Here is a 14,804-nt window from a genome sequence, read left to right as displayed (position 1 = left end):
GGATGGCGCAGGAGCAGCACTGTGCTGCCCCTGCTTTGGCGTCAAGCGCCGGGGGTGAAATGCTTCTGTGCAGTGCCACGGGCAATCAAGCGCGACAGGTAATCGAGCTTCTGGGCGTCCTGATCGACGAACTTGAAGGTCAACTGCAGCCAGTCGCTGTCGGGCTTGGGCTCCAATGCCGCGACAGCATGCAGGTAGCCGTTCAACCGCGCAACTTCAGCGCTCTCACCCTGCTCCAGGTCCAGCACCGCACCTTCCAGCACCTGCGGGAGCGCTTCGCTGCGGCGTACCACCAGCAAGGCCTCCTTCAAGCTCAGTGCCTTGATCACACAGGGCTGCATGCCGCTGGCCAGTCGCAACTGGCCCTGGCCACGCCCGGTCGGTGCGGGGGCAGGTGGTGTGGAGGCTGCGGCCAAGGGCTTGATGGCAGCCGGTGCCGGTGCGGGGGCCGACACCTTGGCCGCTTCTGGTTTGCCCCCTGTCAGGGCACTCAGCGAATCATTGGCAAACGCCGAATTCACCCGCGCCGGGCCGCTGGCCATCAGGCTGTCGAGCTTGCCGATCTTGGTCAGGGCCTTTTTTACCTTGGTCAGCAGTTGCTCGTTGGTGAACGGCTTGCCGACAAAATCGGAAACGCCCGCCTGGATCGCCTGAATGACGTTTTCCTTGTCGCCACGGCTGGTCACCATGATGAACTGCAGGTTTTTCAGCGCAGGCTGCTGGCGGCACCAGGTAAGCAGTTCCAGGCCCGACATTTCCGGCATTTCCCAGTCGCACAGGACCAGGTCGAACGCTTCCTTGTCCAGCATGGCCATGGCCTTGCGACCGTTGACCGCGTCGTCGATGGCCATGCCCGGGAAGGCACTGCGCAGGCATTTGCGGACCAGGTCACGGATAAACGGCGCGTCATCCACGACCAGCACATTCACTTTACTCATCGATACTCCTTCTGAACCCCGACTAGCCTACTGCCAAATAATGGCCATTTGCTACAACCTGGTCACGCCGGGACTTCTTCAACATCGTTCGCGGGTGCCTGCAGGCGCTCGACCGCAAACGAAAACGCCCGGCCAAGGCCGGGCGTCGATGCTCGGGAGCAACCTTACTTATCGTCAGATTCGCCCGAAACATTAGCCTTTTCGCCATCAGCGACAGCTGTGCCCTGCACTTCTGCTGTCATGCGCTTGAGGCCCATGTGACGTACGTCGGTGCCGCGCACCAGGTAGATCACCAGCTCGGAGATGTTTCGCGCATGGTCGCCAATTCGCTCCAGCGAGCGCAGAACCCAGATCACGCTCAGCACCCGCGAAATAGAGCGCGGGTCCTCCATCATGTAGGTCACAAGCTCGCGCAGCGCGGTCTTGTATTCAAGATCGATGGTTTTGTCGTACTGGGCCACCGACAACGCCAGGTCGGCGTCGAAGCGGGCAAAGGCGTCCAGTGCATCACGGACCATGTTGCGCACCTGGTCACCGATATGACGAACCTCGACGTAGCCACGCGGCGATTCACCTTCTTCGCACAGCTGGATGGCGCGACGGGCGATCTTGGTCGACTCGTCACCAATGCGCTCCAGGTCGATCACCGACTTGGAGATGCTGATGATCAGGCGCAGGTCCGAGGCGGCCGGCTGGCGGCGGGCAAGGATACGCAGGCACTCCTCGTCGATGTTGCGCTCCATCTGGTTGATCTGCTCGTCAACCTCGCGCACTTGCTGGGCCAGGCCCGAATCGGCTTCGATCAGCGCGGTGACCGCGTCGTTGACCTGCTTTTCAACCAGCCCGCCCATGGCCAGCAGGTGGCTGCGCACCTCTTCGAGCTCGGCGTTGAACTGCTGGGAAATGTGGTGCGTAAGGCTTTCTTTGTTGATCATCGTTTTGTCCTTTGGTAACGCGGCCCTGTAGGAGGCCAGGTGCTCATCACGAGCGCCGCTTAACCGTAGCGACCGGTGATGTAGTCTTCGGTCTGCTTCTTCGCCGGGTTGGTGAACAGGGTGTCGGTATCCCCGAATTCGACCAGTTTGCCCATGTACATGAACGCGGTGTAGTCCGAAACACGGGCCGCCTGCTGCATGTTGTGGGTCACGATGACGATGGTGTACTTGGATTTCAATTCGTAGATCAGCTCTTCGACCTTCAGGGTCGAAATCGGGTCCAGCGCCGAGCACGGTTCGTCGAGCAGCAGCACTTCCGGCTCCACGGCGATGGTGCGGGCGATGACCAGACGCTGTTGCTGGCCACCAGACAGGCCCAACGCCGACTCATGCAGGCGGTCCTTGACCTCGTCCCACAGGGCTGCGCCCTTCAGCGCCCACTCGACGGCTTCGTCGAGCACACGCTTCTTGTTGATGCCCTGGATACGCAGGCCGTAGACCACGTTCTCGTAGATGGTCTTGGGGAACGGGTTGGGCTTCTGGAACACCATGCCCACACGGCGGCGCAGCTCGGCCACATCCTCGCCCTTGCGGTAGATGTTGTTGCCGTACAGGTTGATGGCGCCTTCCACGCGGCAGCCGTCAACCAGGTCGTTCATGCGGTTGAAGGTGCGCAGCAGGGTCGACTTGCCGCAGCCGGACGGGCCGATGAAGGCGGTCACGCGTTGCTTGGGGATGTTCATGCTGACGTCGAACAACGCCTGCTTGTCGCCGTAGAATAGGCTCAGGCCCGGTACTTCGATGGCCACGGTTTCTTCGGCCAGGCGCAGGCTCTGCTTGTTGCGGCCCAGGGCAGACATGTCGATGCCGTGGGTATGGGAATCTTGCTGCATGGTCTACTCCATACGCTATCAATTCGTTTCAAAGGGCCGCCCGGCTGATGGGAGGCACGCTTGCAATCAGGGTCAGCTGTCGAGGGCCTTGTACTTCTCGCGCAGGTGGTTACGGATCCACACGGCCGAGAGGTTGAGGGTCGCGATCACCAGCACCAGCAACAGCGCAGTGGCATACACCAGCGGCCGCGCGGCCTCGACGTTCGGGCTCTGGAAGCCGACGTCATAGATGTGGAAGCCCAGGTGCATGATCTTCTGGTCCAGGTGCAGGTACGGGTAGTTACCGTCCACCGGCAGCGACGGCGCCAGCTTCACCACACCCACCAGCATCAGCGGCGCAACTTCACCAGCGGCGCGGGCCACGGCGAGGATCATGCCGGTCATCATGGCCGGGCTGGCCATGGGCAAGACGATCTTCCACAGCGTTTCGGCCTTGGTCGCGCCCAAGGCCAGCGAGCCTTCGCGCACGGTACGCGGAATACGCGCCAGGCCTTCTTCGGTGGCCACGATCACCACCGGCACGGCCAGCAGTGCCAGGGTCAGCGATGCCCACAGCAGGCCCGGGGTACCCAGGGTCGGTGCCGGCAGCGCTTCAGGGAAGAACAGGCGGTCGATCGAGCCACCCAGCACGTAGACGAAGAAGCCCAGGCCAAACACGCCGTAGACGATCGCCGGCACGCCGGCCAGGTTGTTCACGGCAATGCGGATCAGCCGTGTCACCGGCCCCTGCCTGGCGTACTCACGCAGGTAGACCGCAGCCAGCACGCCGAACGGGGTGACGATCACGGCCATGATCAGGGTCATCATCACGGTGCCGAAAATGGCCGGGAAGATACCGCCCTCGGTGTTGGCTTCACGCGGGTCGTCGCTGAGGAACTCCCAGACCTTGGCGAAGTAGGTACCGAGCTTGGTGAAGCCGGACATGCCGTTCGGCTGGATGGCATGCACCACCTTGCTCAGGTTGATTTCCACTTCACGGCCGTTGCCATCGCGGGCCACCAGGCTGTCGCGGGCAAAGGCCTGGTGCAGGCCGGTCAGGCGGTCTTCGATGGCCTTGTAGCGGCTGTTCAGCTCGGCGCGGTCGGCATCCAGGTCGGCCTGGGCAGCGGCGTCCAGCTTGCCGTCCAGCTCCAGCTTGCGGGCCTGCAGGCGCAGGCGCTCGAGGCCATGGTTGATGGCGCCGATGTCCTTCTTCTCCAGCTGCTGCAACTCGCCGTTGAGCTGGTTGGCGCGCTTGAGGCGGGCCTGCAGTTCGTGCCAGGCGGCAGGGCCTTCGGCCACCACGCGGCCTTCTTCCTTGACGCTGACCAAGTAGCCGTAGAAGTTGCCCCACTCGCGGCGTTCCAGGGCGATCAGGTCGGCCGGGCGTTTTTCGTCAACCAGCCAGTCACCGACCACCCAGGTAAAGTCGCTGCCGTTGAGGTCGCGGTTACCAACCTTGATCAGTTCACGGGTCATGAACTCCGGGCCCTGGTCTGGTACCGGCAGGCCGGCACCCTTCAGGCGGGCGCGTGGCACTTCTTCCTTTTGTACCACTTCGCCGATGACGACGTGGTCAGCCTGGCCCGGCACCTTGTAGGTGGCCTGTACAAGATCGGCCGGCCAGAAGTGGCCCAGGCCGCGCACGGCAATCACCGCCAGCAGGCCGACGGTCATGATCACCGCCATGGCCACCGCGCCGCCGCTCATCCAGACGCCGGGGGCGCCGCTCTTGAACCAGCCTTTGAGGGAATCCTTTTTCACGGATCGCTACCTTTCTATCAAAGCGACGAGTATTTCTTGCGCAGACGCTGGCGAATCAGCTCGGCCAAGGTGTTCATCACGAACGTGAACATCAGCAGCACCAGAGCGGCCAGGAACAGCACGCGATAGTGGCTGCCGCCGACTTCCGATTCCGGCATTTCCACGGCCACGTTGGCGGCCAGGGTGCGCATGCCCTCGAACAGGTTCATCTCCATCACCGGGGTGTTGCCGGTGGCCATCAGCACGATCATGGTCTCGCCCACCGCACGGCCCATGCCGATCATCAGCGCCGAGAAGATACCCGGGCTGGCGGTGAGGATGACCACGCGGGTCAGGGTCTGCCAGGGCGTCGCGCCCAGGGCCAGCGAGCCCAGGGTCAAGCTGCGCGGCACGCTGAACACGGCGTCTTCGGCAATGGAATAGATATTCGGGATGACTGCAAAGCCCATGGCGATACCCACGACCAGGGCGTTGCGCTGGTCATAGGTGATGCCCAGATCGTTGGTGATCCACAGCCGCATGTCGCCGCCGAAGAACCAGCTTTCCAGGTGCGGGCTCATGGTCAGGGCGAACCAGCCGGTGAACAGGATGACCGGGATCAGGATCGCCGCCTCCCAGCCATCCGGTACGCGCAGGCGGATCGACTCTGGCAGGCGGGTCCAGGCGAAGCCGGCCAGCAGGATGCCAACCGGCATCAGCAGGAACAGGCTGAACACGCCCGGCAGGTGGCCTTCCAGGTACGGGGCCAGGAACAGGCCGGCGAAGAAGCCGAGGATTACCGTGGGCATCGCTTCCATCAGTTCGATCACCGGCTTGACCTTGCGGCGCATGCCCGGGGCCATGAAGTAGGCGGTGTAGATGGCGGCGGCGATGGCCAGCGGGGCGGCCAGGATCATCGCGTAGAACGCGGCCTTCAAGGTACCGAAGGTGAGCGGCGAGAGGCTCAGCTTGGGCTCGAAGTCAGTGTTCGAGGCGGTCGACTGCCAGACGTATTTCGGCTCGTCGTAGTTCTCGTACCACACCTTGCCCCACAGCGCGCTGAAGGAAATTTCCGGGTGCGGGTTGCGCAGGCTCAGGGGCAGCAGTTTGCCGCCTTCTTCGATGATGATGCGGTTGGCGCGTGGCGACAGGGCCAGGATACCTGGGCCTTCGGCAGCCGGCTCGACCAGCAGGGTGCGGTGCGCGGTGCTGTGGAACACGCCCAGCTTGCCGTCTGCGTCCAGCGCGATGAAGCCTTTGCGGCGCTCTTCCGCGTCGATCTGCACGATAGGCGCCTTGCCCATCTGGAAGGTACGAATTTGCTTGAAGCGCGACTCGCCATCCGGGTCGCGGGCCATGAACCACTGGGCCAGGCCGCCTTTGGAATCACCGATGATCAGCGAAATGCCGCCAACCAGCTGGGCCGTGGCGGTGATTTCGGTATCGCCGCTTTCAGACAGCTTGTAACGGCCGTTGAGGCTCTTGTCGCGCAGGCTGAACACGTCGGCAGTGGCGCGGCCGTTGATCACGTAAAGCCACTGCTGGCGCGGATCGATGAAGATGTTCTTCACCGCTTCGGTCATTTGCGGCAGTTCGATGCGGTTCTGCTCGGTGGTGACCTCTTCGGTCATCATGTTTTCCGTGCGGGTCAGCTCCAGCACCTGCAGATGCGCGCCGGTGGAGCCGGCCAGCAGCAAGGTGTCGCCATTGACGTTGACGCTGACGTGCTCCAGCGCACGGCCCTGTTCGTCGAGCACGAACGGCTGCTCGCCGTACGGGTAGTCGATGCCTGGGCTAATGGTTTTCTTGTTGTCCGGGTAGGTGATCTTGTAGGTGTGGTGGAACACCAGCGCCTGGCCATTGGACAAGCCCAGCACCACCAGCGGGCTACCCGGCTGGTCGGCACTGATCGACGTAACCTGGGTGCCTGCCGGCACAGGCAGGTCGACACGTTTGAGCTCGTTACCGGTCTTGGTATCGAAGAACAATGCCTGGCCCTTGTCCGAAACTCGCATCCCCACCAGGTTCTGCTCTTCTAGCGCGATCATCAGCGGCTTGCCGGCATCCTGCTGCAGCCAGGTTGGCGCCAGGGCTTTCTTGCTGGTCAGCTCGGCGCCCTGGAACAGTGGCAGCACCACATAGGCCAGGTAGAAGAAGATCAGGGTGATGGCCGCCAGAACGGCAAGCCCGCCCACCAGTACATACCAGCGGGTCAGGCGGTCCTTGAGCGCACGCATGCGGCGCTTGCGTTGCAACTCGGGCGTATTGAAATCAATGCGCACGGGCTGGGAGTTTTGGGTCATGTTGGAATTGGCCAGATCATTCATGCGCACACCCTAGCGGTCCCGTGTGACAAAAACATTACAAAGTGGTGACGCGCGAAAGCCCGCCGCACAGGAAACCTGGCTTCGGACTGGAATTTCGTGGAAGAGGCCGGGCATCGGCACCGGCCTCTTCTTCAGTTACTTACTTCTTTGCAACGTTACCGGCGTGCGACAGGCCCAGGTCAGCCAGGGTCTTGTCGACGACTTTGGCCGGCAGCGGGATGTAGCCATCCTTCACCACGACCTGCTGGCCAGCTTGCGACAGCACCAGCTTGACGAACTCGGCTTCCAGCGGGGCCAGAGGCTTGTTCGGGGCCTTGTTGACGTACACGTACAGGAAGCGCGACAGCGGGTAGGTGCCGTTCAGGGCGTTGGTTTCGTTGTCTTCAACGAACTCGCCGCCTTCTTTCTTGGCCAGGCCTACGGTTTTGACGCTGGCAGTCTTGTAACCGATACCCGAGTAGCCAATGCCGTTCAGCGAAGAGCTGATCGACTGCACCACCGAAGCCGAGCCAGGCTGTTCGTTGACGTTAGGCTTGAAGTCGCCTTTGCACAGGGCTTCTTCCTTGAAGTAGCCGTAGGTGCCCGATACCGAGTTGCGGCCGAACAGCTGGATTGGCTTGTTGGCCAGGTCGCCGGTCACACCCACGTCGCCCCAGGTCTTGATTTCGGCTTTGCCACCGCACAGGCGAGTGGAAGAGAAGATGGCGTCGACCTGAGCCATGGTCAGGCCCTTGATCGGGTTGTCCTTGTGCACGAACACGGCCAGGGCGTCGACAGCAACCGGGATGGCAGTCGGCTTGTAACCGTACTTCTGCTCGAAGGCCTGCAGCTCGACGTCCTTCATCTTGCGGCTCATCGGGCCGAGGTTGGCGGTGCCTTCGGTCAGCGCGGGTGGCGCGGTGGAGGAGCCGGCCGCCTGGATCTGGATGTTTACGTTCGGATATTCCTTCTTGTAGGCCTCGGCCCACAGCGTCATCAGGTTCGCCAGGGTGTCGGAGCCAACGCTGGAGAGGTTGCCCGAAACACCGGTGGTCTTGGTGTAGGTCGGGATCGCAGGATCGACAGCGGCTACCGCGTTGGCGGTTGCAACGCCAGCGGCGGCAAAGGTGAGGGCCGCCATCAAACGCTTCAGTTTCATGCCTTGCTCCTAGCAGGAATATTGGGGTGTTGGATGGAACGGGCCCAAGTATCGGCAGGCCGCATGAACACGATATGACTTCATTGTGACAATTGGATGAAAGGCCATCACTGTAAGCAGGTCTGGCCTTTTCGCGGGTAGCCTCGAAGCAGATCAGCGCTTATTGGCGAGCAAGTACAGGCCCACGGCCAGACCAACGGCACACAGCCCCGCCACGTAGTAGGCCGGCGCCATCGGGCTCACCTTCAGCAGCGCCGTCACCACCATCGGTGTCAGCCCGCCGAAAATCGCGTAGGCCACGTTGTACGAGAACGACAGCCCGCTGAAGCGCACCGCCGCCGGGAACGCCTTGACCATCACATAGGGCACAGCGCCAATCACGCCCACGCACAGGCCAGTCACCGCGTACAGCGGGAACAACAGCTCAGGCCGGGTCGGCAGGCTGTGGTAGAAGGCCCAGGAACTGGCCAGCAGCAACAGGCTGCCAATCACGAACACGCGGCCCGCACCAAAGCGGTCGGCCAGGCTGCCGGCGCCGATGCAGCCAAGGCTGAGCAGCACGATCGCCAGGCTGTTGGCCTTGAGCGAGTCGGTCGGGCTGATGTGGTAGAAGCTCTGCAACAGCGCCGGGGTCATCAGGATGACCACCACGATGCCGGCCGACAGCATCCAGGTCAGCAGCATCGACAGGATGATCGGGCCACGGTGGTCACGCAGCACGGCCCGCAGCGGCAATTCCTCGGCCAGCGCCTTGCGCTGCTGCATTTCGGCGAACACTGGCGTTTCGTGCAGCCAGCGGCGCAGGTACACCGAGAACAGGCCGAACACACCGCCGAGCAGGAACGGAATCCGCCAGGCGTAATCGGCCACTTCTTCGGCGCTGTACACGCTGTTGATCAGGGTCGCCACCAGCGAACCCAGCAGAATGCCCGCCGTCAGGCCTGCAGTCAGGGTGCCGCAGGCGTAGCCGGTATTGCGCGCAGGCACGTGTTCGGACACGAACACCCAGGCGCCCGGCACCTCGCCACCGATGGCCGCGCCCTGGATCACGCGCATCATCAGCAGCAGGATCGGCGCCCACATGCCTATTTGTGCATAGGTTGGCAGCAGGCCCATGATCAGGGTCGGCAGGGCCATCATGAAGATGCTCAGGGTGAACATCTTCTTGCGCCCCAACAAATCACCGAAGTGGGCCATGATGATGCCGCCCAGCGGCCGCGCCAGATAGCCGGCGGCGAAGATGCCGAAGGTTTGCATCAGGCGCAGCCACTCGGGCATGTCGGCCGGGAAGAACAGCTTGCCGACCACTGTGGCGAAGAACACGAAGATGATGAAGTCGTAGAACTCCAGCGCACCGCCCAGGGCGGACAGTGAAAGGGTCTTGTAGTCACTGCGGGTCAGCGGCCGCGCGGGCTGCTCGATACTGCTGGGCACGGAAGTCATCGCTCGTTGTTCTCTTTGTAGGGCATGCAGGCCGCTTGGCACGCGGCTTCTGGATTAGGGGACACGCGAAGATAGCAAATAGCCGAGCTGCGCTGAAAGCGATACAAAATCCCTACACATATTCATGAATGCGCGGTCGTCGCTGGCCGTTATGCTCTATATACTGGCAGTTCGTAGGAAAAGGTTGCCCCTAACGTGGGATGTTGTGCGAAAACGCCGGTCAGTATTGTCAGACGGTTTCGCAGAGTTTCCCTACGGCCGCCCAGTGAAACGAAATCGGCGTAGTATGTTTCAAGCTGAATCGTTTACCCGGCCTTTGCGCCACACCAACGAAAAGCGTCACGGGTCAGAGGCCCCATCGCATGATTGAGCTCGAACAAGAAGATCCAATCCCACAAGGCGACCTGGCCTTGCAGATCACCGCATTGCCGCGCGAGACCAACGGCTTCGGCGACATCTTCGGCGGCTGGCTGGTTGCCCAGATGGACCTGGCCGGCACCGCCATGGCCAGCCGCGTCGCCGGTGGCCGCGTGGCTACCGTGGCCATCGACCGCATGGCCTTCCTGGTACCGGTCGCGGTCGGCGCGCAGCTGTCGTTCTATACCCAGACCCTGGAGATCGGCCGCAGCTCGATCCGGATGATGGTCGAAGTGTGGAGCGACGACCCGCTGTCCAGCGAATGGCGCAAGGTTACCGAAGCGGTATTCGTCTTCGTCGCCATCGACGGCAGTGGCCGTACCCGGTCTGTGCCTCGTCGCTAAGCCTCGCCGGCGGTAAACTCATTGCATGTGCCCGGGTCCAAGGCCCACTGGCAACCAATGAGATGAATGCAATGGCTACCTACCAGGTCGTAACCGAGCAACATGGCGAACTGAACTGCTGGCGTATCAGCAGCGACCGCGCCGAACTCCTGATCGCCCAGCAAGGCGCACAGATCCTCAGCTACCAGCGGGTCGGCGAGCCGCCGCTGCTGTGGCTGAGCGACCAGGCCATCTTCCGCCAGGGCAAGTCGGTTCGCGCCGGGGTGCCGGTGTGCTGGCCGTGGTTTGGCAACTTGCAGCGCAACCCCCAGGCCGTTCAGGCCATGTACCACGGCGAGCAGGCACCAGCTCACGGTCTGGCGCGCTCACGTGACTGGCAGTTGCTGGGTATAGAGGAAGCGGGCGACGGCCTGCGTATCGAGTTCGAGCTGCCTGAGGCGCAGGGCGACCTGCCCGGGTGGCCCCATGACGTCGAGCTGAAGCTGGTGGTGGAGCTGGGTGACGAGCTGAAGCTGAGCCTGACCAGCCGCAACATGGGCAATACCCCGGTTACCATCAGCCAGGCGCTGCATAGTTACTTTGCAGTTAGCGATGTGCGTCAGGCGCGGGTCGAAGGGGTCGAGGGGCTGGGCTATATCGAGACCCTGGCTGACTGGGAACAGCGCCAGCAGCAAGGGCCGCTGGCGTTTGCCGGGGAGACGGACCGGATCTACCTCGATACCCCGCAGACGCTGAGCATTGTCGACCCGCATTGGAGCCGGCGGATTACCTTGACCAGCAGCGGGTCGCGCTCGGCGGTGATCTGGAACCCATGGACCGAGCGGGCCAAGGAGCTGGCAGACATGGCTGATGACGGCTGGCAGCGGATGCTGTGCATCGAGACGGCGAATGTGTGGGATGACCTGGTGGAGCTGAGGCCAGGGGCGAGTCACTCGCTAGGCGTCGTGATCGGCTGTGAAATGATCTGAGTTTTACAGTGGTTTTGCCGGCCTCCTTACGGGCTTGCCCGCGAAGAGGCCGGTGCAGGCAATCAGAGGTCTGCATCCTCCACCACCCTCACCTTCCCCGCATCCAGCGCATAGGCCGCGTCGGCCAGGTCATTGCTGACCTTTTCCACCTTAAGCGTGCCGCTGACCCACAGCGGTGTGTAGATGTCATCGATCTTCAGTCCTTTCGGGTAGCGCACCAGCACCAGCTGGTTCGGCGGCGGTGGCGGCACATGGATGCACGCCCCAGGGTACGGCACCAGGAAGAACAGCGTGCTGTTGCCCTTGGCGTCGCTTTCCAACGGCACGGGGTAGCCGCCCAGGCGAATGTCCTTGCCGTTCATGGCTGCCACGGTCTTGGTCGAGTACATCACCGCCGGCAGGCCCTTGCTCTGTTTCAGGCCACCCTTGTCGGTAAAAGTGCCCATGGCTTCCGGTGAGTTGTGGTCGATTTCGGGCATTTGCTCGAGCGCCTTCTGGTCCGACTTGGGCATCAACTCCAGCCAGTCGGTTTCAGGCAGTTCGGCATGGGCCAGGGCGCTGGCCAACAGCAGGGGGACAAGGAAAAAGGCACGCATGGAAATGCTCGGCAACTCGGATGAATTGCCGGGCATTCTAACCAGTATTCAGCGTTTCTTGATGAATCCGTAGATCACCAGAAGGACCACGGCACCGACCAGCGCGCCAAAGAAGCCCGCTGCCTGTCCGGCCTGATAGATGCCCAACGCCTGGCCGCCATAGGTGGCCAACAGGGAGCCGGCAATACCCAGCAGGATGGTCATGATCCAGCCCATGCTGTCGTCGCCCGGCTTGATGAAGCGGGCCAGCAGGCCGACGATGAGGCCGATGAAGATGGTTCCAATGATGCCCATGGCAATCCCTCTGCAGTTCGAAGATGGAACAAGCCAAAGCCTAGGCAGCGCTTTGGCTTGTTGCCATCTTCAGAGGGCAAGCCGGTGGTAGAAGTTCGATCAGTTGCTGATCAGGGCTTCTACTTCGGCAATCTTGCGCTCGAGGGTAGCCATGTCGTGGCAGCGCAGGGTGGCGTGGCCAACTTTGCGGCCGACCTTGAAGGCCTTGCCGTAGTGATGCAGGTGGCAGTCACCGATGGCGACCACTTTATCTACAGCTGGCACTTCACCGATGAAGTTGAGCATCGCACTCTCGCCCACCTTGGCAGTCGAGCCCAGCGGCAGGCCGGCAACGGCGCGCAGGTGGTTCTCGAACTGGCTGCATTCGGCGCCTTCGATGGTCCAGTGGCCGGAGTTGTGCACGCGCGGGGCGATTTCGTTGGCCTTGAGGCCACCGTCGACTTCGAAGAACTCAAAGGCCATCACACCTACATAGTCCAGTTTTTGCAGCACGCGGCCCACGTAGTCTTCGGCCAGGGCCTGCAGCGGGTGCGCCTGGCTGGCCACCGAAAGGCGCAGGATGCCGCTTTCGTGGGTGTTGTGCACCAGCGGGTAGAAGCGGGTTTCGCCATCGCGGGCACGCACGGCCACCAGCGACACTTCGCCGGTGAACGGCACGAAGCCTTCCAGCAGGCACGGCACGCTGCCCAGCTCGGCGAAGGTGCCTACCACGTCTTCAGGCGTACGCAGTAACTTCTGGCCCTTGCCGTCGTAACCCAGGGTGCGGGTTTTCAGCACGGCCGGCAGGCCGATGCTGGCCACTGCGGCGTCCAGGTCTGCCTGCGAGAGAATGTCGGCGAAGGCCGGGGTCGGGATACCCAGGTCGCGGAACATGCTTTTTTCGAACAGGCGGTCGCGGGCGATGCGCAGCGCTTCGGCGCTGGGGTAGACCGGCACGAACTGCGAGAGGAAGGCCACGGTCTCGGCCGGGACACTTTCGAACTCGAAGGTGACCAGGTCGACTTCGTCGGCCAGCTGGCGCAGGTGATCCTGGTCGCCATAGTCGGCACGCAGGTGCTCGCCCAGGGGCGCGGCGCAAGCGTCCGGCGCCGGGTCGAGGAAGGCGAAGTTCATGCCCAGCGGGGTGCCCGCCAGAGCCAGCATGCGGCCCAGCTGGCCGCCACCGATTACACCGATCTTCATGGGTTGAGCCTCAAGCCTGGCGCGGGTCTGGGTTGTCCAGCACGGTGTCGGTCTGCTCCGTGCGGAACTGCTTCAACGCCGCGTGGAACTGTGGGTACTTGGCGCCCAGGATGCTGGCCGACAGCAGCGCAGCGTTGACGGCACCGGCACGGCCGATGGCCAGGGTGGCAACCGGCACGCCGGCTGGCATCTGCACGATCGACAGCAGCGAATCGACGCCCGACAGCATCGACGACTGGACGGGTACGCCCAGCACTGGCAGGTGGGTCTTGGCGGCGCACATGCCTGGCAGGTGGGCTGCGCCACCGGCACCGGCGATGATCACCTCGATGCCACGGCCTTCGGCCTCCTCGGCATACTGGAACAGCAGATCCGGGGTGCGGTGGGCGGATACCACCTTCACTTCGTAGGGAATGCCGAGTTTTTCCAGCATATCGGCGGTGTGGCTAAGGGTGGACCAATCGGACTTGGAGCCCATGATCACGCCAACCAGTGCACTCATCGTCGAGCCTCTTCGCTTGTGCGCCCTTGGGCGCGTCAAAAAACAACAAGCCACGCGGGACGACCGGCGTGGCTTGTTTGCTGATCAGGACCGGACGCATCCGGTCGAAAGGCCGCGCAGTATACCGTAAGGTGTTGCGTTTAAGGCACCCCGGCGACCAACTGTCGCCCCTTATTTTTCGGGGCTTTGGCTGACTTTTGGGTCAACCGCCGCCGCACCTTCCAGCTTGCGCCACAACAGCCGTACGTTGGCCTTGCGTACCAGGGCGCAGCGGTACAGGCGGATCTCCAGCGGCACATGCCACTGACTGCCGCCGCAGATGGCCAGTTCGCCCCGCTCCAGCTCGCCGCGCATCGACAGGCGCGGCACCCAGGCGATGCCCATGCCTTCCAGCGCCATGCTCTTGAGACTGTCGGCCATGGCGGTTTCGTAGACGGTGGTATAGCGCAGGTTACGCTGGCGCAGCAGCAAATTGACCGAACGCCCCAGGAACGCGCCTGCGGTATAGGCAAGCAGCGGCACGCTGCCCTCGCCTTCCAGATCGAACAACGGTTTGCCTTCGGCGTCCACGGCGCACACCGGCAACATTTCGGTGGTGCCCATGTGCAGCGACGGGAAGATCTCGGCATCCATCTGCAAGGCCGCGTCCGGGTCATAGAACGCCAGCATCAGGTCGCAGCCACCTTCGCGTAATGCATGCACGGCATCCCCGACGTTAGTCGCAACCAGGCGGGTGGCGATGTTCAAACCGTCGTTGCGCAACTGGGCCACCCAGCGGGGGAAAAAGCCCGATGCAAGGGAGTGCGCCGCCGCCACCTGAACGACCTCGCCCTGCCCACCTTCAAGGTGATGCAAATGGCGGAGAATCTCGCTCAACTGGTCGACAACCGTACGCGCCGTGACAAGAAAAAGCTGCCCGGCCTCAGTCAGTTCGATCGGTGTGCGGGAACGATTCACCAACTGCAGGCCCAACGCCGCCTCCAGGCTGCGAATGCGCCGGCTGAAGGCCGGTTGGGTGACGAAACGCCGCTCTGCAGCCTGGGAAAAACTGCGGGTGGCAGCCAGCGCGCTGAAATCTTCCAGCCATTTGCTTTCAAGGTTCACG

The 14,804-nt window shown here is 62.7% G+C and carries 14 protein-coding genes; 2 read left to right on the top strand and 12 right to left on the bottom strand.

Going from position 1 to position 14,804, the window contains the following annotated elements; genetic code table 11:
• Positions 1 to 41: 41 nt before the first annotated feature.
• The 7 genes from D8767_RS00900 to D8767_RS00870 form a co-directional block, all read right to left on the bottom strand.
• Positions 42 to 938, bottom strand: coding sequence for a response regulator (locus D8767_RS00900; protein WP_016712725.1), 897 nt, complete (start codon positions 936 to 938; stop codon positions 42 to 44).
• A gap of 164 nt (positions 939 to 1,102) precedes the next feature.
• On the bottom strand, positions 1,103 to 1,873 hold the full coding sequence (phoU, locus tag D8767_RS00895; RefSeq protein WP_122048270.1) for a phosphate signaling complex protein PhoU: 771 nt from the start codon (positions 1,871 to 1,873) through the stop codon (positions 1,103 to 1,105).
• A 59-nt stretch (positions 1,874 to 1,932) separates the two neighbouring features.
• On the bottom strand, positions 1,933 to 2,766 hold the full coding sequence (pstB, locus tag D8767_RS00890) for a phosphate ABC transporter ATP-binding protein PstB (protein WP_012274853.1): 834 nt from the start codon (positions 2,764 to 2,766) through the stop codon (positions 1,933 to 1,935).
• 72 nt (positions 2,767 to 2,838) lie between these two features.
• Positions 2,839 to 4,455, bottom strand: coding sequence for a phosphate ABC transporter permease PstA (gene pstA, locus D8767_RS00885; RefSeq protein ID WP_174442280.1), 1,617 nt, complete (start codon positions 4,453 to 4,455; stop codon positions 2,839 to 2,841).
• A 71-nt stretch (positions 4,456 to 4,526) separates the two neighbouring features.
• Positions 4,527 to 6,815, bottom strand: a complete 2,289-nt coding sequence (locus D8767_RS00880) for an ABC transporter permease subunit (protein ID WP_016712728.1) — start codon at positions 6,813 to 6,815, stop codon at positions 4,527 to 4,529.
• A gap of 139 nt (positions 6,816 to 6,954) precedes the next feature.
• Positions 6,955 to 7,953, bottom strand: a complete 999-nt coding sequence (locus D8767_RS00875) for a phosphate ABC transporter substrate-binding protein PstS (RefSeq protein WP_016712729.1) — start codon at positions 7,951 to 7,953, stop codon at positions 6,955 to 6,957.
• 153 nt (positions 7,954 to 8,106) lie between these two features.
• Positions 8,107 to 9,396 carry an MFS transporter gene (locus D8767_RS00870; RefSeq protein WP_016712730.1) on the bottom strand — a complete coding sequence of 430 codons (1,290 nt, stop codon included), beginning with the start codon at positions 9,394 to 9,396 and terminating at the stop codon, positions 8,107 to 8,109.
• Positions 9,397 to 9,758: 362 nt separating this feature from the next.
• Here D8767_RS00870 and D8767_RS00865 point away from each other — a divergent pair, with 362 nt between their 5' ends.
• On the top strand, positions 9,759 to 10,157 hold the full coding sequence (locus D8767_RS00865; RefSeq protein ID WP_016712731.1) for an acyl-CoA thioesterase: 399 nt from the start codon (positions 9,759 to 9,761) through the stop codon (positions 10,155 to 10,157).
• Positions 10,158 to 10,228: 71 nt separating this feature from the next.
• Positions 10,229 to 11,125: a D-hexose-6-phosphate mutarotase gene (locus tag D8767_RS00860; protein ID WP_016712732.1), complete on the top strand. Its 897-nt coding sequence runs from the start codon at positions 10,229 to 10,231 to the stop codon at positions 11,123 to 11,125.
• 62 nt (positions 11,126 to 11,187) lie between these two features.
• On the opposite strand, the gene D8767_RS00855 is transcribed toward D8767_RS00860, so the two are convergent.
• From D8767_RS00855 to D8767_RS00835, 5 genes are all read right to left on the bottom strand, one after another.
• Positions 11,188 to 11,721, bottom strand: coding sequence for a DUF3299 domain-containing protein (locus D8767_RS00855; RefSeq protein ID WP_161751323.1), 534 nt, complete (start codon positions 11,719 to 11,721; stop codon positions 11,188 to 11,190).
• A 48-nt stretch (positions 11,722 to 11,769) separates the two neighbouring features.
• Positions 11,770 to 12,015: a GlsB/YeaQ/YmgE family stress response membrane protein gene (locus D8767_RS00850; RefSeq protein WP_010955824.1), complete on the bottom strand. Its 246-nt coding sequence runs from the start codon at positions 12,013 to 12,015 to the stop codon at positions 11,770 to 11,772.
• 99 nt (positions 12,016 to 12,114) lie between these two features.
• On the bottom strand, positions 12,115 to 13,197 hold the full coding sequence (locus D8767_RS00845; protein WP_016712734.1) for a 5-(carboxyamino)imidazole ribonucleotide synthase: 1,083 nt from the start codon (positions 13,195 to 13,197) through the stop codon (positions 12,115 to 12,117).
• A gap of 10 nt (positions 13,198 to 13,207) precedes the next feature.
• Positions 13,208 to 13,699, bottom strand: a complete 492-nt coding sequence (gene purE / locus D8767_RS00840) for a 5-(carboxyamino)imidazole ribonucleotide mutase (RefSeq protein ID WP_009684500.1) — start codon at positions 13,697 to 13,699, stop codon at positions 13,208 to 13,210.
• A 171-nt stretch (positions 13,700 to 13,870) separates the two neighbouring features.
• On the bottom strand, positions 13,871 to 14,803 hold the full coding sequence (locus tag D8767_RS00835) for a LysR substrate-binding domain-containing protein (RefSeq protein WP_161751324.1): 933 nt from the start codon (positions 14,801 to 14,803) through the stop codon (positions 13,871 to 13,873).
• Between the last annotated feature and the right edge of the window lies 1 nt (position 14,804).

Source organism: Pseudomonas sp. LTGT-11-2Z, assembly GCF_003691445.1.
Lineage (GTDB): Bacteria > Pseudomonadota > Gammaproteobacteria > Pseudomonadales > Pseudomonadaceae > Aquipseudomonas > Aquipseudomonas monteilii.
The sequence above is the reverse complement of the archived record's forward strand: the minus strand, read 5'-3'. Positions and strand labels throughout refer to the sequence as shown.

Coding starts and splice junctions, on each gene's coding strand:
- D8767_RS00900 (WP_016712725.1), bottom strand. CDS start 938: ATGAGTAAAGTGAATGTGCTGGTCGTGGATGACGCGCCGTTTATCCGT.
- phoU (WP_122048270.1), bottom strand. CDS start 1,873: ATGATCAACAAAGAAAGCCTTACGCACCACATTTCCCAGCAGTTCAAC.
- pstB (WP_012274853.1), bottom strand. CDS start 2,766: ATGCAGCAAGATTCCCATACCCACGGCATCGACATGTCTGCCCTGGGC.
- pstA (WP_174442280.1), bottom strand. CDS start 4,455: ATGAGCGGCGGCGCGGTGGCCATGGCGGTGATCATGACCGTCGGCCTG.
- D8767_RS00880 (WP_016712728.1), bottom strand. CDS start 6,815: ATGAATGATCTGGCCAATTCCAACATGACCCAAAACTCCCAGCCCGTG.
- D8767_RS00875 (WP_016712729.1), bottom strand. CDS start 7,953: ATGAAACTGAAGCGTTTGATGGCGGCCCTCACCTTTGCCGCCGCTGGC.
- D8767_RS00870 (WP_016712730.1), bottom strand. CDS start 9,396: ATGACTTCCGTGCCCAGCAGTATCGAGCAGCCCGCGCGGCCGCTGACC.
- D8767_RS00865 (WP_016712731.1), top strand. CDS start 9,759: ATGATTGAGCTCGAACAAGAAGATCCAATCCCACAAGGCGACCTGGCC.
- D8767_RS00860 (WP_016712732.1), top strand. CDS start 10,229: ATGGCTACCTACCAGGTCGTAACCGAGCAACATGGCGAACTGAACTGC.
- D8767_RS00855 (WP_161751323.1), bottom strand. CDS start 11,721: ATGCGTGCCTTTTTCCTTGTCCCCCTGCTGTTGGCCAGCGCCCTGGCC.
- D8767_RS00850 (WP_010955824.1), bottom strand. CDS start 12,015: ATGGGCATCATTGGAACCATCTTCATCGGCCTCATCGTCGGCCTGCTG.
- D8767_RS00845 (WP_016712734.1), bottom strand. CDS start 13,197: ATGAAGATCGGTGTAATCGGTGGCGGCCAGCTGGGCCGCATGCTGGCT.
- purE (WP_009684500.1), bottom strand. CDS start 13,699: ATGAGTGCACTGGTTGGCGTGATCATGGGCTCCAAGTCCGATTGGTCC.